Genomic DNA, 20,253 nt, shown 5'->3' with positions numbered 1-20,253 from the left:
AAAATTTAAAATTGAGTCAGGAGATGACTAGCATGAATGAATCAACGCAAAAGAATAAGGAAACTGTTATTCCTAAAGGTTTAAAAAAAGAAATAGGACTTATTGAAGCTATTACTATAGTTATAGGTGTAGTTATAGGGTCAGGAATTTTCTTTAAGGCGTCATCAGTATTTAAAAATGCAGGTACCCCAACTCTGGGAATAATGGCTTGGCTGATTGGTGGATGTATAACTATAGCTTCAGCTTTAACCGTTGCTGAAATTGCAGTAGCAATTCCTAAGACAGGTGGAGTTTTTGTTTATATTAAGGAATTATATAGTGAAAAATGGGCATTTTTATTTGGTTGGATGCAGACTTTAATCTATGTGCCAGGGGTGGCAGCTGCATTATCAATAGTTTTTGTTACTCAAGCAACGTATTTTATTCCAGATCTAACACCAATGATGCAGAAAATATTCGCTATATGCATTCTATTTTTTGTAATGGCTTTAAATGTTCTATCATCAAGACTTGGTGGGAAGGTTCAAGTAATTTCTACAATTGGTAAGCTTGTTCCAATAATTTTTATTGTTATATTTGGATTAATAAATGGTACAGCTCATGATTTCTCGACAACTGTATTTGCTTCAAATACATCAGGAGCAGCAGGATTCGGAGCTGCAATACTGGGGACTCTATGGGCTTACGACGGATGGATTAGCGTAGGAAATATGGCTGGGGAGCTTAAAAATCCAGAAAAAGATCTCCCAAAGTCAATAATAATGGGATTAATAGCAATAATAATAGTGTATATATTAATTAATGTAGCAATAATAAATATAATGCCAGTTAACGATGTAATACTTTCTTCCAAGCCAGCTTCGGATGCAGCGGTAATATTGTTTGGAAATATGGGAGCTGCCTTAATCGCAGTAGGCATAATGATTTCTATTTTTGGAGCGCTAAATGGATATCTAATGACAGGGGTTAGAATACCTTTTGCTATGGCTCAGGATAATCTTTTCCCTTTTCCTAAATTTTTTGGGAAAATCAATGAAAAATTTGAGACTCCTATAAATACATTTGCTTTTGAAGTATTACTAGCAAGTTTATATGTATTAAGTGGATCTTTTGACAAACTTACAAACTTGGCTGTGTTTGTAATGTGGATATTTTTTGTTATGTGCGTATGTGGGATTTTTATATTGAGACGTAAACATAAAGAATTAAAAACTTCATACAAAGTTCCTTTATATCCAATTGTTCCATTGATCGGAATAGTTGGTGGGCTGTACATATTAATAAGTACTTTTATAACAGATTCATTAAGTGCAATATATGGAATAGGAATAACTTTAATAGGTCTTCCAGTTTATTTTTATATAAGAAAAAAATATAAAAGAGATTAATATTATATTGCAATACAGACTAAGTAATTAAAATCAATCGCTTAGTCTGTATTTTTTATCCTTAATTATGTAAGAAACAATTATGTTTTTATGATTAAGCACCTTTAGTAATATTTTCATTAATGGTATTGGTCCATTTTCCACAGCGATCTCCAAAGCATCCTATTATTATACTATCATCTTCTATTCGTACAACTTCGCACCGATTAGAGCAGCCTTCACATTCAAAGCTAGTGGATATAAAACTAGAATCAGCAATATCAAAGCCTCTAAAGTTAGTAGCGCCGGTCTTGTCAACAGTTTCTTTAGCAATAATTGCGGCACCTATGGCGCCCATAACATTATAATGTTCAGGAATGTATACTTCACATCCTAAAGCTTTTTCAAAAGATGCCTTCATACCCTTGTTAGCTGCTACACCACCTTGAAAGAATATTTTAGGGCATATTTCTTTTCCTTTCCCAATATCATTGAGATAATTTCTAACAAGGGCTTCGCATAACCCGTTTATAATATCAGGCTCATTATAACCAAGCTGTTGTTTGTGTATCATATCAGACTCGGCAAAAACTGCACATCTTCCAGCTATTCTTAGTGGAGTTGTTGATTTTAAAGCATAATCTCCGAACTCTTCTATTGGAATTCCTAATCTTTCAGCTTGCCTATCAAGGAATGATCCAGTTCCAGCTGCACAGACATTGTTCATCGCAAAGTCTATAGCAACTCCATCTTTTAATATTATTATTTTTGAATCCTGTCCCCCTATTTCTAAAATTGTCCTAACATCGTTATCTATAGCAAGTGCAGCACATGCGTGAGCTGTTATCTCATTTTTTACTGCATCTGCTCCAAGGATAGAGGATGCGATTTGTCTTCCACTACCTGTAGTACCAACAGCTTTAATTTGTTCATCATCATATTTCTCTTTCAAGATTTTAAACCCCTGTTGGATCGCATTTATTGGCTTTCCTTTTGTTCTTAAATATAGTTTATCTACGACATTCAGATTATTATCTAAAAGAACAATGTCAGTACTTACTGAGCCAACATCAACACCTAAATAATACATTTTTGCTTTCTCCTTTCCAATAGATCTAGGAATGCTTCTATTCTTGTAATATATCCTGTTTCACCCGTCATTTCGTCAACTACAAGAGTTAAAATAGGGAAATTCTTATCTTTAGATATGGAAGGAAGCACAGCTTTGCAAACAATTTCTGGCATACATCCCATAGGGAATATTTGTATGGCACCATCAAAGCCATCATGTGCCGCCATTACTGCTTCTCCAATGCATTCTCGTGCGTGTCCTCCAATATATAATGGAAGATATTCTTTAGAAGCTTTTCGTATGTCTAAAGAATTCATTCCAACAACTGACATAATAGAGTTTTTAGCCCACCAGCTTGGCGTAAGTTTTCTTTGGGTTGAAACTCCATATTCCATAAGTTTATCCTCAATAAAAAGGTTCGAAAATGGCTCTATTATTGTATAGATTTCTCCTATTATTGCTACTTTTATTGGATTCCTATCACTACATATCTCTAGGGAATCTAGTCTTTTATGATATTTGTTTAGTATTTTTATCATATCATTAGGACTATTACTATTTTCGGCATCAATTTTACAATTGCTTAAGAGTTTTTTACATTCATTTTTATTTTTTTCATACCCTGCTAAGTAATGTGCTTTTGCCTCTATTTTATCTATTAGATTTAAAACTTTAAATCCTATGCGTAATGCATTTAGCTTTTGCGGCATATTTTTATTGCTGCTAGATGAGATGGAAGATATCCTATTTAGAAATTCTTTTGGGCCTATTTCTGACGGTTTATCTAATACAATAAAATTTAAATTATGTCCTAATTTTTTTAGAATGTTTATTTGGAGTTCGCAATATTCTCCATATCTGCAAGGTCCGCAGCTTCCAGTAATTATTATTGTATCTGCGCCTTGTTCGATTCCCTGTATGTAATTTCCCATCATAAGTTTAAATGGGAGGCACATATCATCTGGAGAATACATAGATCCTATTTCTAATGATTTTTTACTGTTGAATTCCGGAATTATATAGTCTATACCAAGAGTATCAAACACTGCTTTAGTAACCAGATATGTATTTCCTAAATGAGGCGTCATAATTTTCATAACATTACTTCCTTTCTAACATGTCGACAAAGGCTTCTATTCTTGTGTTAAATCCAGATTCTCCAGTATGTTCATCAACTTTTAATACTAAGAAAGGAAAATCTTTCACTTTTTGTTTTATAAGATCTATAACAACAGAATCAATACCACAAGCAAACGAAGATATGTATACTATACCGTTAATTTTTTTATTTTCTGCTAAGTATGTAGATGCCCCATAAGCATTTTTTGCAAATGTCCAGAAAGGTCTTTTAAATAATTCAGTTGTTTTGTCAGCAATAGAGGCTTCGTCTATAAATTCTTCCGTTATAATACCAACACCTAATTTATTTAATTTTTTCACTAAGTTCATATTCACAAATTTATCATAAATATTGTAAGGATGGCCAATTAGAGCTATATTTAATTTATATCCATCGCTTTTAATTCCTATTTCATATTCATCTTGTGCTATTAAAGCTTTATCATAAGCATCCCGAATTCTTTTTTTGTTTGTTGTTATTAGGCTTCCAGTTGAAACTATCCATTTATATAATTTTTCTTTTGACGTTGCATAAATAGGAACCATAGTAACTTTTGGCATATTGGGAATGCTATTTATGATCATTTCAGGTAAGCCACAAAATTTTGGACAGATAAATTCATGTTCACTTAATTGCATAATTCTAGGGATAACCATTAAATCACATTTATCTTTTATTGCATTTACATGACCGTGAAAAATTTTAATAGGCAAACATGCTTCATTTACACAATTCTTTACACCTTCATCTAATATTGTTTTGTTTGTATCTGGTGATCTAACAATATCTGCACCAAGTTCAGAAAAGAACTTCTCAAGGAAAGCAGAATATTTGTAATTTAATAATCCATTGGGAATTCCAACCTTCATATACATTTCACTCCTATAAAATTCATGCTCATTATTATATTTTTTTCAAAATTACTAGAATTATTCATAAAAATTGGATTAATTTATATTTTACTTTAAAGTTTTACATTAAATTATTAAAATACCATTTTATCTAATATTAAAAACAAGAAAGTACTTTTAGATATATCTATATAAATTGTTGTAGATGGTATTTTTTTATAGTATACTTACTTGGAAATTTATATATTTAAGGGATCTATAATAACTTTTGAGTTCTTGACCTCTTAAGTTCATATTTTAAGATCTATGTACAAGGAAGGAAATGACATAAATATGAAAAATAAATCACATATAATTCCATACTTTACTGCTATAATAACTAATTTTATTTTTGGATTAAGCTTCTTATTTTCGAAGCAAGCATTAAGTGTAGCTACGCCAATAGAATTACTTTCGTTTAGATTCTTAGCAGCTTTGCTAATAATGACAATTTTGATATTTTTAAAAGTAATAAAGGTAAATTATAAAAATAAGCCTATGAAGTGGCTTATTATTTTGGCTGTTATAGAGCCTATAGTTTACTTTATATTTGAAACCTATGGAATTAAGAAAACATCTTCGTCTTTAGGCGGACTTATGATTGCTCTTATACCAATAGTTGTGACAGTTTTAGCTGTGTATCTATTAAAAGAAAAACCATCTCCTAAGCAAATCGTAAGTATAATACTTTCGGTATCTGGAGTAATACTGATAATTCTTATGGAAAATTCTAATGATTCAGGAGGGAGTACTCTATTAGGAATTATCCTTCTAGGAGGAGCTGTATTTTCAGCTGCATTATTTAATATAATAGCAAGAAAAATATCACAACAATTTACAGCGATTGAAGTAACATACTTTATGATGCTTATTGGAGCTATATTTTTTAATATTGTTTCAATTACTAATCACGTGATAAATGCAAATTTATCAGAATATTTTATACCATTAAGAAGTATAAACTTTATAGTATCTATATTATATCTTGGAATATTATCTTCAGTTGTAGCATATTTTCTGGCTAATTATACGCTTTCTAAAATGGAAGCTTCTAGATCAGCTGTATTTGCCAATATATCAACTATAGTATCTATCGCAGCTGGTGTGCTCGTATTACATGAAAACTTCCAATTATACCATGTAATAGGATCAGTGATGATTCTAGTGGGTGTATGGGGAACAAATTATTATCAAAAAAAGCTTAATTCAGAAGAGTTTACACCAACTGTTGGTTCTTTTGAACAATAAGCTATATGAATGTATTAGTCTTCTTTCTAATGGATTAAAGTTAAAACTTTCAAATTCTTCTTTAATTATGTAAAATATTCTGGTAATATTTACTATAGAGGGGGATGAGAAAGTTGGATAATTTTAAGGTGAAATTAGTTACTTTCGTACTTGGTTTTGCAATAGTGTCAAGTTTGGCTCCAGCAATACGTGTACAAGCATCAACATCAACACAAAGCACTTTAAGCAACCAGGCAATGACCGCTATAGCTAACCTTGATAAAAAGAAAAAGACAATAGTGGTTGATCCAGGTCATAACTACGGTGGTGATCTAGGAGCTGCATCTACAATTAAAGGCATAACGTATAAAGAAGTAGATTTAAATATGCAGGTTGCATCTAAGTTAAAAACGGAATTAGAGAAAAGAGGATATAATGTTGTAATGACTAGATATCCTAAGGAAGTACAAACGATAGGGACCAATCAGAGTCTTAAAGATAGAATTACAATTGCCAATACAGCAAATGCAAGTTTATTTGTAAGTATACACCATAATGCTGTAAAGGATGCTCCAGACGCAAAAGGGGTAGAAGTTTATTATAGTTCGGCACAGCAAAGTCAAAATTTTAAAGGTGGGGTATCTCCTAACAAGTTAACGATAAGTAAGAACGTAGCAACAGTTATTGATAACAATATTGTTAAGAAGTTTAATTTTAATGATAGAGGTGCAAAGGATAGCAGACTATTCATAAAAAGCACAAATATGCCATCAGTAATTGTGGAAGCAGGATTTATAACTAACGAGGAAGAGGCGAAAAGGTGTTCGGATCCAGTGAGTCAGCAAAAATTAGCAGAAAACATTGCTGAATCTATAAAAACTGTTATATAAATATAATAATGAAAATGAAGAACATGTTTTGGTATTAAGTTGATAAATACTTATATGAAACATGTTCTTTTTAATGTGAATACACTAATATATAGTTTTTAGATATATTGTTGTAATTTTATTTTGAATTATAAATGAAGATATTCTATAATTAAGCTTCATTCGCAGAATATAAAAGATCATTTAGCATTTTTTCGGTGAATGTTCCATTACTTAAGGTAGTAAATCTTCCTATAGGAATATTTTTAAAGTAATTTATAAGCTTTTCTTGCGCATTTGTATCAGAAGTTATGGATTGAGCAGCGCTGCTTAATAAAGGTTCTACAATTTCCTTAGTTTTTGGATTAATGAGAAAATCTTGTGCGAGTGTATCTCTAGTATAATTAGTCTTAGGTAGATATGGTGACTGAACATAAATGTTTTTAGATAAAGGAAGATCTCTAGAAGATTTACCAATTAAAATTTCATAAGGACCGCTTTCAATTACCCAGCTATTTGTGTTTATATCATAGTGAGAAAAATCTTTTGTATCAATCAAAAAACTCACCTCTTTTTCTTCATCTGGAAAAAGAGATACTTTTGTAAAGGCTTTTAATTCTTTTTCAGGTCTTAAAATGTTACTATCAGTATTCTTTATATATAACTGTACAATTTCTTTACCAAAATATTTTCCAGTATTTTTTACTTTAAGTTTAATTTCTAATGTATCATTATCAGTTAATATATCTTTATCAAGAGTTAAGCTGCTATATTTAAAAGTAGTATAGGACAATCCGAATCCAAAAGGAAATTCAACATTCATATTTTTTTTATCATAATATCTATAGCCTACAAAAACCCCTTCTTTATACTGTAAATTATTTTCTGAATCTATATAATCTAAATATGTTGGAGTGTCTGACAATTGTATAGGGAAAGTAGTTGGTAATTTACCGGATGGATTAGCGATGCCAAATAGGATTTCTGCAAGAGCACCTCCACTTGCTTGTCCTGGAAGCCAGGTTTCTAAAATAGAATCAGCATATTTGGCCCAAGATGATATAGTAACTGGAGATCCATTGCTAAGTACTACAATTAAATTTTTCTGGACTTTACCTATTTCCTTAATTAATTTCACTTGATCAGTGGGGAGATCTAGGTTTACATTGTCAGCATATTCTTTATCATAGTATTGTGGAGTTCCTACAAATAATATAACTATATCCGCGGTACGTGCAGTTTTTCTTGCATCTGCAAGAAGTGTGTTATCATCATCTTCTGAATTTTTAGAAGTATTATAACCTTTTTCATAATATATTTTGACGGAACTTCCGACGAGTTTTACTATTTCATCATAGGCATTTTCAAACATTATAGGTATGACGTTAGAATTACCATCACCTTGACATCTTGTTTCTTTTGCATATTCTCCAATTATGGCTAATTTCCTATTTTTTAACCTATCTTTTTTTAAAGGTAAAAGATTACGTTTATTTTTCAAAAGGACAATGCTATCTTCAGCAACTTCTCTTGCTAAATCATTATGTTTTTCTTTGTCATAAATATTGCATTCACATTCTTTTACAGGTTTAATAACTTTAGATATAGTATTTAATATATCTTCAATAGCATTATCAAGGATTGATGAATCTAAAGTACCACTAAGTACAGCTTCTATAATTTGTTTTGTATTATTAGGTGAGTTTGGAAATTCTAAGTCTAATCCAGCCTGTAATGAATTTATTATTGAATTTACTGCATATAAGTCTGATAAAACTAATCCGTCAAAATTCCATCTATTTCTTAAAATATCGATTAACAAATAGTCATTTTCGGTACAAGGTATTCCATTTATTTTATTGTAAGCAACCATTACAGCGAAGGGATTAGAATTTTTTATTACCCGTTCAAAGTTTGATAAATAAATTTCATTTAAAGTTTGTTCATCAATTATGTTATTAATATTTTGTCTATGTGATTCCTGGTTATTTCCAATGTAATATTTAACACATGCGCCAATACCCTCACTTTGGATTCCATTTATAAAAGCTGCACCCATTTCACCACTTAGAACTGGATCTTCTGAAAAATATTGAAAATTTCTTCCGCTTAATGGAGAACGTTGAATATTTACAGCAGGACCAAAGAGAATATTAACATTTTCAGCTAAGCATTCTTCACCAATAGCTTTTCCGACAGAATAAGCAAGATTAACATCCCAAGTTGCGGCCAAGGCAGTAGGCGTAGGAAAACATGTAGCTGGAACAGGGTCATAAGAATCACAGTTTATTTTTGATAATCCATAGGGACCATTCGCAAAAGTTATTGAAGGAATTCCTAATCTTTCAATTTCTTTAGTTTCCCAAAGGTTTTTTCCAGAACAGAGAGAGGCTTTCTCTTCTAAGGTCATTTCATTGATTAATTTCTTTATATCCACTCAGATACCACCTTATCTTTCTTAATAGTATTAATTTATACATTTGAAATTAAATTGCAACATATTTTAAGGAAAATTTAGCTCTCATTATTATATATTTAAAGTAAATAATATATATTACCTTTAACTTTTTTTGTTATTAATGTATGATATAGTTGTGAATGTAATTGTTTTTTAAGGAGGTAAGAATGGGAAAGAAGGCAGTTTTTTTTGATATAGATGGGACACTATATAATCATGAAGTTGGTGTGCCAAAGAGTACAATAAAAGGTATTAGGCAGCTAAGGGAGAATGGTCATCTTGCTTTTATATCAACTGGAAGGGCAAGAGCAATGATTTCACAAGATCTAATTGATATTGGGTTTGATGGAATACTCGCATCTTGTGGTTGTTATGTAGAATATGATGGAAACGTAGTTTATAACATAGATTTGGAAAAGCAAATAGCGGATAATGCAATAAGTGCTTTAAAAAATAATAAAGTATTTTGCATTCTAGAAGGACAAGATTATTTATATATGGATGAGGAGGAATTTATCGATGATAAAAGATCTTCAATAATGATGTTTAAAAATAAATATAGGGAAAAAATAAAGCCAATAACAGGAAATGAACATAGTTTCAATAAAATTACATGCAGAACATATGAGAATAGTAATTTTAAAGAAGCATATTCAATAATAGAAAAGGATTTTGACTGCATATGTCATAGTTCAGAATTTATTGAATTAGTACCAAAAGGATTTTCTAAGGTAAAGGGAATAGAGGCGATTATAGAGCGTTTAGAAATTGATATTGAAAATACATATGCATTTGGTGATAGTTTAAATGATATAGATATGCTAACATATGTTAAATATGGAGTTGCAATGGGAAACAGTAGTCCTGAGATTCTTGATGTTGTAAAATATAAAACAGATAATATTGAAAATGATGGTATTTATAAAGGATTAAAACAGTTTAAATTAATATAGCAATATAATTAATAACTGAGTATGATATTGAAATTATGTCACTAGTAATTTTAGCAGTACTAATATAAATTATATATTTTTCACTGTATATAAATTTATTTAGAATTAAAATATAAGTAAAATTAGTTGAGAGTTATCAGCCAAATATAAACAACTATCCAATTAGAGGGCAATTGGATAGTTGTTTTATTATTTATACTGGCTTATTTTACACTTTATGTTTGATTTGATAAAAAATAATATTATGTTAAAAAAATGTTGTAAATATGAAACATTGGTATAGTAAGAATATACAAATATGCTTAATTTTTAGAACAAACAGACAGAATAATACAAGCATTGACTTTTAAAGATAAATCATTTAAATTATAATCAGATAGTTGTTTACATAATACAACCAATTTATGCAAGTATTTCACCTATAAACGTTTGCAAATAAAATATGCTTGCAATTATTTTTAATATAATTTATAAAAGGCTATTATTTAAATGGATTGGAAGGATTATGTAGTAATATAGATTGAAATATTATTATCTTAATGAAGTTATGATGAAACTGGAGGGGATTATTTATGAAAAGAATACTTGTAGTTGATGATGCTGCATTTATGAGGTTATCTTTAAAAACAATGCTTGAAAAAAATGGTTATGAAGTTGTTGGGGAAGCAGAAAATGGTCGTAAAGCTGTTGAAATGTATAAAATGCTAAACCCTGAACTTGTGACAATGGATATTACGATGCCTGATATGGATGGCATTGAGGCATTAACTGAAATAATGAAATTTGATTCAAAGGCTAAGGTAATTATGTTAAGTGCTATGGGGCAAGAAACCAAAATTAGGGAAGCTGTAATTCAAGGTGCTAAAGGTTTCGTAGTAAAACCATTTAAAGAAGATTATCTTGTTAAAGCATTAAGCAAGTTTTAAGAGTGTTTACTAAGGAGGACAAGCATGGATACTAGAGAACCGATGCTAGAAATGTTTATATTCGAAACATTTGATATGATAGAACAACTTCAGCAACTCATTATTGATAGTGAAAAGAATAAGAGACTAGAAACAGAAGCTATAAATGAAATATTTAGAATAATGCACACAATTAAAGGTTCTTCTGGGATGATGATGTTTGATAACATTTCTAATCTTTCTCACACTATAGAAGATTTATTCTATTTTATTAGAGAATCAAAGCCAGGGAAAATAGATTATTCAAAACTTACAGATTTAGTTTTAGAAGGAAGCGATTTAATAAAAATAGAAACAGAAAAAATAAATAATAATAAAGACACAGATGGAGATTTTACTTTATTTATAGAGAAAGTTAAGGGGTTTTTAAAACTCCTTAAAACATACGATGAAAATTCAGAAGATTCGGGAAATGGCGGGTCAGATGAATTAGTAAGTGAGGAAGATGTAGAACAAAAATATTACTTAAGCACTGATAGGGTAAATTCGAACCTTAATTTATTTAGTTCTACTTTGTTTTTTGATGAAGAATGTGATATGGAGAATATAAGATGCTTTACTGTTGTGCATCAGCTTAAAGAGATTTCTGAAGTTTCATATTATTATCCTGAAGATATTATTGAAAATAATGATACGTGTGAAATTATAAAGAAGCAGGGATTTAAAATATTTTTCAAGACAAATCAAAGTATTGAGGATATTAGAACACTTTTGATGGAAAATGCCTTTTTGAATAATGTTGATATAAACAAATTTTATAGTGAAATTGAATTCAGTGAGCAATTTAGTAAGAAGAACGAAAAACCACAAGAAGATATTATAAAGTCAATTAATAATATAGTTAATGATACAAATGACAATGAGAAAGTAGCGTCTAAAAGTTTATCGTATAAACAAAGTTTAATTAGCGTAGATGTAAATAAATTAGATAAGTTAATGGATTTAGTAGGAGAATTAGTTATTTCAGAAGCGATGGTAACTAAAAATCCAGAAATATCTGAATTGCAATTGGATAGTTTTAATAAGGCAGCGAGGCAGCATAGAAAAAGGCTTTCTGATCTTCAAGATGTTGTTATGTCAATAAGAATGGTATCACTTGCCCCGACATTAACTAAAATGAATAGAATAGTTAGAGATATGTGTAAGAAGTTGAATAAGGAAGTAGAACTTGAAATAATAGGACAAGAGACAGAAGTAGATAAAAATATAATTGAGCATATAGGTGATCCATTAATGCATATAGTAAGAAATTCAATGGACCATGGAATAGAAACCAAAGAAGAGAGGTTAGCAAATGGGAAACCTTCAATTGGAAAAATAACTATTGAGGCTAAAAACACTGGTGGAGAAGTTTGGATTATTATAAAAGATAATGGTAAAGGCCTTAATAAAGATAAGATATTAAAAAAGGCAAAAGATAATGGACTACTAAAAGTAAAGGAAAACGATTTGACAGATAGAGAGATATATTCAATGATTTTTCTACCTGGTTTCTCAACCAAGGAAAATGTTACAGAATTTTCAGGACGTGGGGTTGGAATGGATGTGGTTACAAAGGAGATTGAAAAAATCAGGGGGATTGTGACAGTCGATAGTATACCTGGTGAAGAAACAACAACTTCTATAAAAATTCCATTAACTCTTGCGATTATTGATGGCATGACAATAAAGGTAGGAAAATCAGTTTTTACTATTCCTGTTACTTCAATAAGGCAATCATTCATTATAAAAAAGGAAGATATTATAAGAGATATAGATAATAATGAAATGATATTAATAAGAGGAGAATGTTATTCTATATTAAAGCTTCATGAGTTCTATAATATAAAAACTAATGTAGTAAATATAGAAGATGGTATTGTAATTATGGTTGAAGATCAAGGTAAAGCAAAATGTATTTTCGCAGATGAACTTATTGGAGAGCAACAAGTTGTTATTAAGGCACTTCCAGAATATATAAAAAAGGTGAAAGCAATAAGTGGTTGTTCATTATTGGGAGATGCAACTATAAGCTTAATATTAGATATATCTGAAATTGTTAACTTATAAAATTGCGTTATGGGAGGATTAGAATGTCAGAGTTAGTGGATGTAATGATTGAAAATGAAGAAGATACTCAAAAGGATAAATACCTAATATTTTCGATCGGTCAAGAGTGCTATGGAATTGATATTAAATATGTAATAGAAATAATAGGAGTTGAGCCAATAACAGAGGTGCCGGAATTACCTAAGTATATTAAAGGTGTAATAAATCTAAGAGGAAAAATAATACCAGTGATGGATGTCAGGATTAAACTGAAAAAAGAGGAAAAAGAATATGACGATAGGACATGCATTATTGTAGTTGAAATTGAAAATATAGATATCGGTTTAATAATAGATAAAGTTATAGAGGTTGCCAATATTGATGAAAGTAATATTTCTCCTCCTCCAAAAGTAAATTTAGAGAAACACAATTCAAATAGTTATATAAAGGGTATTGGAAAGATTCAGAATGAAGTAAGGCTTCTTATAGATTGTAATAGGCTTTTAGAAGATGATGAAATAGAAGAATTAGGAAATGGAGAAAGTTAACAATTATAAGAGCATATTAAGTAAGTTTTAATGAAATTACGTTCAGATAAAATTCGAAGAAGATGAGAGGTAAAGAATATGAAGTGGTTTTTGAATTTAAAGATAAGGAGTAAAATTTTAACGGCGTTTTTAGGAATTGTTATATTAATGGGAATTGTAGGATCGGTGGGGATTTTTAATTTACAAAAAATCAGTAAATTAGATAGTGATCTATATGAAGACAACACAAAAGCTATTAGTTTTGCCAGTACTATACAAGTAAATTTACAAAAAAATAAGGTATTGTGCAGAACTTTGTTAATTGAAACTGATACATATAAAAATAATGAAAGTAAGAACATAATATCTAAAAATGATGAAGAAATAGATAAAGCTATGGAAGAGCTTAAGCTCACCCTTAAAGATCAAGAATTAGTTAATGAATATAATAATTTAAAAGTAAATATGGATAAATACAGACCACTTAGAGATAAATTTATTGATTTTGCGTTGCAAAATAAGGATACAGAGGCTGTAGGTATCATGAATGGTGATGCGGGCATATTCTCTAGTAATATTGATAATTCAGCTACCAAACTTATTGAGCTAAAAGAAGCAGAAGGTAAAGTGAAGGCTGACATTAATTCAAAAGCTGCGAGTAGTGCAATTATTATAATGCTTGTAGTAATTTCTATGGGAATAGTTATTGCCTTAGTATTTGGAATTATAATATCGGGATTAATTAGTAGACCAATAAATAAAGTATTAACTATTCTTGGTGAAATGAGTAAAGGACATCTTGGTGAAAGGGTAGACATATCAACTAACGATGAAATAGGACAAATGGCTAAAGTTATGGACTCGTTTTCTACGACATTACAGAATGATGTTATAGGGGCTATGAATAAAATAGCTAAAGGTAACATGGATATTAATATAGTTGCGAAAGATGAAAAAGATGAAATAGCTCCTGCATTAAATAAGGTGGTAGAAAATGTAAGGATGCTTGTGACAGATGTAAATATGTTATCAAATTCGGCAATAGAAGGAAAGTTTGAAACAAGAGCTGATGCAGGAAAACATGAAGGAGATTTCAGAAAAGTAATAGATGGAGTAAATGGAACTTTAGATACTGTAGTAGATAAGGCTGTTTGGTATGAGGCTATTATAGATGCTATACCTTTCCCAATTCACGTTACAGACAATGATATGAATTGGACGTATATGAACAAGTCATTTGAAAATTTAATGATTAATCAAGGTGTCATTAGAGATCGAAAATCTGGTTACGGTTTGGCGTGTAGTCATGCGGGGGCTAATATATGTAATACTGAAAAATGTGGTATAAAACAGCTACATAAGGGAAAATCAGAAAGTTTCTTTGAATGGTGTGGCATGAGCAATAAGCAAGATACGTCTTACTTAAAGAATAAAAATGGTGAGAATGTAGGATATGTGGAAGTTGTAACTGATTTAACACCTATTATTAGGGTAAGCGATTATACAAAGGGTGAAGTTAAGAGACTTGAGGGAAATCTAAAGCTTTTGGCATGTGGAAATACTAATTTTGACTTAAAAATTAAAGAAGCAGATCAATTTACTAATGAAGTTAGCAGACAATTTGAAGGAATATCTAATAGTTTAAAAGATGTTAAGAGTGCAATAGATAATCTTATATTTGATGCTAAAATGCTGTCAAATGCTGCGATAGAAGGAAAATTAGATATAAGAGCAGATGAAACAAAACACAGTGGAGACTTTAAACAGGTTGTAGAGGGTGTAAATCAATTGATTGGAGCTATGGTAGAACCAATTAAGGAAGTTACAAGTGTTATGAGTGAAATATCTAAAGGGAACCTTGATGTTCCAGTAAGTGAAAATTATAAAGGGGAGTTTGGAATTCTAGCTAAAGCTGTTAATGAGACTGAAAATGGATTAAAACGTGTTGTTGGAGAGATTTCTGATATAATAGGAAAAATTTCACAAGGTAATCTCAATATTGAAAATGCAAAAGAGTTTCATGGTAATTTTAATAGCATATCAATTTCTCTAAATACAATAATAGATTCATTAAATTCAGTTCTTAGTGAAATAAATAATGTGTCAGAACAAGTTTATACAGGTGCGAGTCAGGTTTCAGACGGTAGCCAGTTATTATCACAGGGAGCTACAGAGCAAGCAAGTGCGATAGAACAATTGACATCGTCAATAACCGAAATTGCAGCACAAACTAAGGAAAATGCTTTTAATGCGAATCAGGCTAAGGAGTTAGCTCTTGAAGTAAAAGTAAATGCAGAACAAGGAAGTAGGCATATGAATGAAATGCTTAAATCTATGAGTGAAATAAATGAATCTTCAGCCAATATTTCTAAAATTATAAAGGTAATAGATGAAATAGCATTTCAGACCAATATACTTGCGCTAAATGCAGCAGTTGAGGCCGCAAGGGCAGGACAACATGGAAAAGGCTTTGCAGTAGTTGCTGAAGAAGTTAGGAATCTAGCAGCCAGGAGTGCAAATGCAGCGAAAGAAACAACAGCTCTTATTGAAGGTTCCATAAAGAAATCGGAAAATGGAACTGAAATTGCTAATAACACAGCAAAAGCTTTATACGAAATAGTTGATGGGGTATCTAAAGCAGCGACTCTCGTATCAGAAATAGCGGCATCTTCAGATGAACAGGCTACTGGAATATCACAAGTAAATTTAGGAATAGAGCAAGTATCACAAGTTGTTCAAACAAACTCAGCAACGGCGGAAGAAAGTGCGGCAGCTAGTGAGGAACTTTCAAGTCAATCAGAATTGCTTAAAGATTTAGTTTCTAGTTTTAAACTTAAAAATGATAGCTCGAGAGGAAGAGTAAGCAAAAATAGTAAGAACTATATATTGAGACAATCGTATGATATTGGAGACAACTCGCTAGATAAAGAAGTGGCAGTTACTTCAAATAAAAAAAGAATAAAACTAAGTGATAGTGAATTTGGTAAATACTAATCTACAAAGATAAAGGTAGGAAGAGAAAATTAAGAGAAATTTTTGTTTTGCTTCCTACCTTAATTATATAGAATGAGATAAGATAAGCGGTTTATTCCTCTAAAATAAGGATAGTATTAACAGGAGTTAATATATCTAAAGGGAAAGGTTGGGGAATATTGTGGGGAATGAAAGAGAAAATGTGTATAAGTTTGACCGAGCACTGACAAAAGAAGAACTTTTCAAACTTAAAGAAGCAGCAGAGGCAGCCAATAGAGCTAAAAGTGAGTTTCTAGCAAATATGAGTCACGAAATAAGAACTCCATTGAATGGAATAATAGGTATGACAGATTTGACGCTTTCAACTAATCTTACAGAAGAGCAGAAAGAAAATCTGAGTATTGTAAAAAGTTGTGCTCATTCGTTATTATCATTAATAAATAATATTTTAGATTTGTCAAAAATTGAAGCAGAGAAAGTCTTGATTGAGAATGTGAATTTTAATATACAAGTTCTTATTAAAAATGTAATATATACTAACTTGCCAAAGGCTAATGAAAAGTATATACAACTTCACTATACGATTGATGAGAATATTCCGCAAGTTTTAGTTGGAGATGTATATAGACTTGAGCAAGTATTAAACAATTTAGTTTCTAATGCTGTAAAATTCACAGAATCTGGATTTGTAATTATAAAAGTAAGAAAGATAAACAAAAGTAAAAATGAATATGAAATTCAGTTTGTGGTCGAAGATGTAGGTATTGGAATTAGCAGAGATGAGATGCAACACCTTTTTAAGAGTTTTAGTCAGGTTGATGGATCTATAACAAGAAAATATGGAGGAACGGGACTTGGACTTTCTATCTCCAAAAAACTTGTAGAATTAATGGGTGGGAATATAGAAGTAGAGAGTGAAAAAGGAGTTGGAAGTAAATTTTACTTTGCCATTAAATTAGATAAGGCAATGGATGATATTGGAGAATTAGATCATCAAAAAATAAATGATGAAAATTCTAAGAGTGAAAAAATTCTCGTAGTAGAAGATGATAAGATCAATCAGATAGTGATTAAAAAAGTGTTGAAAGAGCTGGGATATATTAATATAAAGATTGCATCAAATGGAGTTGAAGCTTTGAAGTTTATTGAAAATTACAGATTTGATTTAATTCTAATGGATGTACAATTGCCTGAATTAGATGGAAGTGAAACTGTTAGGATAATTAGAAAAAATGAAATAAAAACAGGAGGGCATATTCCTATTGTAGCGATGACAGCCTATGCTTTGAAGGGAGATCGAGAAAGATTTTTATCACAAGGCATGGATGACTATATTTCAAAACCAATAGATATAAATAAACTTAAAAAAATTTTAGAAAGGACTCTAAAGAACATCGACTTAGAGGCAAAAAGCACCATTCAACTATTCTTAAGAAATACTACATATAATAATAGTTTTATTATAGTTGATAAAGAGATTAAGGAGACGTTGTTAAAATGGTTATATAGCATGGAGAGATATTTTATTGAAGAAAAAACGCTAGAAGATTACATTAAGATTGAAAATATAGCTCATGAAATAAAAGAATATTGTGAAGAAAACAGTCTGAATAATATTAAGATTTTAGCATTTAAAATTGAACTTGCGGCAAGAAAGAAAGATGAGTTGGGAATTAAAAATAACTACGAGAAAATTATAAATAGTTTATAAGTTTTATACTATATATTTTATAAGGGGGATTAACAGTGAAAATTTTAATAGTAGAAGATGATCTTTCAAGTAGAAAGCTTTTGTTTAAATTTATGTCTAAGTATGGTGAGTGCGATATCACACTTGATGGAATGGAAGGATTAGATGCCTATTTAATTGCATTAGATGAAGGCGAACCTTATGATTTGGTGTGCTTAGATATAATGATGCCAAAGGTAGATGGAGTGAAGGTTCTAAAGACTATTCGAGAAATAGAAAAGCAAAAAGATATTGAGAATAATAAAAAAGTTAAAATAATAATGACAACAGCTCTAAATGATGCGGACTTAGTCAAAAGCATTTTTAACAATGGTTGTGAAGTATATGCGACAAAGCCTATTGATATAAAAAAAATGGATCTTGTAATGGAAAAATTGAACTTTAAAAAGATAGAATAAGGCTTTTAAATGCATTAAGTATATTATTCAATGAGAAGTATAAAATATATCATAAACAAATAATTAATAATATATATATTCAATGATAAATCTAATAAAACTTTTATCACACTAAGTGATAGCTAATTACAGAATGTAGAGATTTAATTGCAAAATAGATATTAGAGAATGATTGTATTTTTGAAGAAAAATTCTTTATTTTTTTTAGATAAAGATATATAATGTTATTAGTTAATAATTATTATTTGTAAGTAAAAATTATTGAAATATTTCAGGAGGATATGATATGAAGGTTATTGTAATTGGATGCACACATGCAGGAACAGCTGCTATTGTTAATTTAAAGGAATTATACCCAGATAGTGATGTCATAGTTTATGAAAGAAACGATAATATATCATTTCTTTCTTGTGGAATTGCGTTAAGTATAGGAGGAATAGTTACTGAAACAGAAAAATTATTTTATAATTCACCAGATAATTTGAGCTCTTTAGGAGTTAAAACAAAGATGAAACATGATGTTTTAGATATCGACTTTGATAATAAAATTGTTAAAGTTAAGAATTTAGAAAATGATGAGATATTTGAAGATAGTTATGAGAAGTTAGTTTTAACATTAGGGTCTTGGCCAATAATACCTAAATTTGAAGGCGGAAATTTACAAAATATTTTATTATGTAAAAACTATAATCATGCAAAAGAAATTGAAGCTAGACGCAGTGATGCAAAGAATGTAGTTGTAATTGGTGGCGGATACATCGGTGTGGAACTTGCAGAAGCTTTCAAAATTCAGAATAAAAATGTTACATTAATAGATGCTGAAGAGAGAATAATGTCTAAGTACTTGGACAAAGAATTTACTGATATTGCAGAAAGGGAATTTAGAGATCATGGAATAAACCTAGTTTTAGGGGAAAAAGTTAAATTGTTCAAGGGAGATAATGATAAAGTTTCACATGTAGTAACTGATAATAATGAATATGAGGCAGACTTAGTTATATTATGTATTGGGTTTGCACCAAGCACTGCTCTTGTAAAAGGTAAATTGGAGACACTTCAAAATGGTGCAATTATGATTGATGAATATATGCAAACAAGTAGAAAAGATGTATTCGCAGCAGGAGATTGCTGTGTTGTTAAGTTCAATCCGGCTGATGATACACGATATATACCTTTGGCAACAAATGCAGTGAGAATGGGAACTTTAATTGCTCATAATATAGTTGAACCTAAATTAAAGTATATGGGAACACAAGGCACATCAGGAATTAAGATATATGAAAAATGCATTGCATCTACAGGATTAACTGAAGAAGTTGCAAAAAATACAACATCATTTAATGTAGGAGCAGTTTCTGTTACAGATAATTATAGACCAGAGTTTATGCCTACTTACGAAGAAGCATTATTAAAATTAGTTTATGATAAAGATAGTAGAAGAATACTTGGAGGTCAAATAATTTCGAATTTAGATTTAACACAATTTATGAACACATTGTCAGTAGTAATTCAAAATAAAATGACTATAGAAGAACTTGCAATGACAGATTTCTTCTTCCAACCACATTTTAATAAACCTTGGAGTTTACTAAATATAGCTGCTTTGCAGGCATTAAAAAATATATAGGAAAAATTCTTATAATAGGTGTTAAATAA

At 30.2% G+C, this 20,253-nt stretch carries 15 protein-coding genes; 11 read left to right on the top strand and 4 right to left on the bottom strand.

The window, feature by feature from the left end; all coding sequences use genetic code 11:
- The first annotated feature begins 32 nt into the window (after nt 1-32).
- Entirely contained in the window at nt 33-1,388 is a 1,356-nt protein-coding gene (locus tag AXY43_RS08490; protein WP_012060185.1) for an APC family permease, read from the top strand.
- Nucleotides 1,389-1,482: 94 nt separating this feature from the next.
- Here AXY43_RS08490 and AXY43_RS08485 read toward each other — a convergent pair whose 3' ends face one another.
- Genes AXY43_RS08485 through AXY43_RS08475 form a run of 3 tightly spaced genes read right to left on the bottom strand, consistent with a single transcriptional unit; the run spans nt 1,483 to nt 4,428 of the window.
- The gene (locus AXY43_RS08485) at nt 1,483-2,457 is read right to left on the bottom strand and encodes an acyl-CoA dehydratase activase (RefSeq protein WP_077308881.1); all 975 of its coding nucleotides are present in this window, start codon (nt 2,455-2,457) and stop codon (nt 1,483-1,485) included.
- Nucleotides 2,445-3,536 carry a 2-hydroxyglutaryl-CoA dehydratase gene (locus AXY43_RS08480; protein WP_105411408.1) on the bottom strand — a complete coding sequence of 364 codons (1,092 nt, stop codon included), beginning with the start codon at nt 3,534-3,536 and terminating at the stop codon, nt 2,445-2,447. The genes AXY43_RS08485 and AXY43_RS08480 overlap by 13 nt, the downstream gene beginning before the upstream one ends.
- Before the next feature lie 4 nt (nt 3,537-3,540).
- A complete protein-coding gene (locus tag AXY43_RS08475) occupies nt 3,541-4,428 on the bottom strand; it encodes an acyl-CoA dehydratase activase-related protein (RefSeq protein ID WP_181246087.1) in 888 nt (295 codons plus the stop codon).
- A gap of 315 nt (nt 4,429-4,743) precedes the next feature.
- Here AXY43_RS08475 and AXY43_RS08470 point away from each other — a divergent pair, with 315 nt between their 5' ends.
- Both AXY43_RS08470 and AXY43_RS08465 read left to right on the top strand, forming a co-directional pair.
- Nucleotides 4,744-5,697, top strand: a complete 954-nt coding sequence (locus AXY43_RS08470) for a DMT family transporter (RefSeq protein ID WP_077308877.1) — start codon at nt 4,744-4,746, stop codon at nt 5,695-5,697.
- A 104-nt stretch (nt 5,698-5,801) separates the two neighbouring features.
- Nucleotides 5,802-6,566, top strand: coding sequence for an N-acetylmuramoyl-L-alanine amidase family protein (locus AXY43_RS08465; protein WP_077308875.1), 765 nt, complete (start codon nt 5,802-5,804; stop codon nt 6,564-6,566).
- A 151-nt stretch (nt 6,567-6,717) separates the two neighbouring features.
- Here the strand turns inward: AXY43_RS08465 and AXY43_RS08460 are convergent, their stop codons facing one another.
- The gene (locus AXY43_RS08460) at nt 6,718-8,982 is read right to left on the bottom strand and encodes a glycoside hydrolase family 3 C-terminal domain-containing protein (protein WP_077868419.1); all 2,265 of its coding nucleotides are present in this window, start codon (nt 8,980-8,982) and stop codon (nt 6,718-6,720) included.
- 188 nt (nt 8,983-9,170) lie between these two features.
- On the opposite strand from AXY43_RS08460, the gene AXY43_RS08455 reads away from it, so the two are divergent.
- The 8 genes from AXY43_RS08455 to AXY43_RS08420 all read left to right on the top strand — a co-directional run bounded on the left by AXY43_RS08455 (nt 9,171) and on the right by AXY43_RS08420 (nt 20,224).
- Complete coding sequence (locus AXY43_RS08455) at nt 9,171-9,956, top strand: Cof-type HAD-IIB family hydrolase (RefSeq protein WP_012060178.1); 786 nt, start codon at nt 9,171-9,173, stop codon at nt 9,954-9,956.
- 572 nt (nt 9,957-10,528) lie between these two features.
- A complete protein-coding gene (locus AXY43_RS08450) occupies nt 10,529-10,882 on the top strand; it encodes a response regulator (protein ID WP_012060177.1) in 354 nt (117 codons plus the stop codon).
- A gap of 24 nt (nt 10,883-10,906) precedes the next feature.
- Nucleotides 10,907-12,970, top strand: a complete 2,064-nt coding sequence (locus tag AXY43_RS08445) for a chemotaxis protein CheA (protein ID WP_077854611.1) — start codon at nt 10,907-10,909, stop codon at nt 12,968-12,970.
- A gap of 23 nt (nt 12,971-12,993) precedes the next feature.
- Entirely contained in the window at nt 12,994-13,497 is a 504-nt protein-coding gene (locus tag AXY43_RS08440) for a chemotaxis protein CheW (protein ID WP_077308871.1), read from the top strand.
- Nucleotides 13,498-13,575: 78 nt separating this feature from the next.
- Nucleotides 13,576-16,470, top strand: coding sequence for a methyl-accepting chemotaxis protein (locus tag AXY43_RS08435; RefSeq protein WP_105411406.1), 2,895 nt, complete (start codon nt 13,576-13,578; stop codon nt 16,468-16,470).
- A 160-nt stretch (nt 16,471-16,630) separates the two neighbouring features.
- Nucleotides 16,631-18,160 (top strand): ATP-binding protein, encoded by a 1,530-nt coding sequence (locus AXY43_RS08430; RefSeq protein WP_023973039.1) that lies wholly within the window; start codon nt 16,631-16,633, stop codon nt 18,158-18,160.
- Nucleotides 18,161-18,195: 35 nt separating this feature from the next.
- A complete protein-coding gene (locus AXY43_RS08425) occupies nt 18,196-18,597 on the top strand; it encodes a response regulator (protein ID WP_023973038.1) in 402 nt (133 codons plus the stop codon).
- Nucleotides 18,598-18,883: 286 nt separating this feature from the next.
- A complete protein-coding gene (locus AXY43_RS08420) occupies nt 18,884-20,224 on the top strand; it encodes an FAD-dependent oxidoreductase (protein ID WP_039772032.1) in 1,341 nt (446 codons plus the stop codon).
- Nucleotides 20,225-20,253: the final 29 nt, after the last annotated feature.

It is taken from the genome of Clostridium sp. MF28, from assembly GCF_002969175.1.
Classification (GTDB): Bacteria; Bacillota; Clostridia; order Clostridiales; family Clostridiaceae; genus Clostridium; species Clostridium beijerinckii.
This window is presented reverse-complemented; position numbering and strand designations above follow the sequence as displayed.